The following is a 260-nucleotide window of genomic DNA, read 5'->3' on the forward strand; positions in this document are numbered from 1 at the left end:
CCCATTGCCGGCTGCCCGCATACGCGAGCTGTACGCTCGCAATCCGACCTCCGAGGCCTGCGCCATGGCCTGGGAGATATGGCGCCTGCAGCGCGTCATCGTGGCCCTGGAGGCGGGTTTGCGAAGCGCCAGCGGATTGCGCCTCCGCCAGGACATCATCGACCGTGTGGCCGAGCTGCGCGAATACGTGGCGGCCGAACCCTGCCTGAACGAAGCTTTGGCCGTACGGCCCGGCGCCAAGCGGGGCGGAAAGACCTAGC

At 68.5% G+C, this 260-nt stretch carries 1 protein-coding gene; it reads left to right on the plus strand.

All coding sequences use genetic code 11. The annotated features are described in order from the left end of the window. A partial coding sequence (locus KVT32_RS30460) for a hypothetical protein (protein ID WP_217619474.1) occupies nt 1–259 on the plus strand: 259 nt, incomplete at its 5' end. Nucleotide 260: the final 1 nt, after the last annotated feature.

Source organism: Achromobacter sp. GbtcB20 (assembly GCF_019091095.1).
GTDB lineage: Bacteria > Pseudomonadota > Gammaproteobacteria > Burkholderiales > Burkholderiaceae_B > Achromobacter > Achromobacter mucicolens.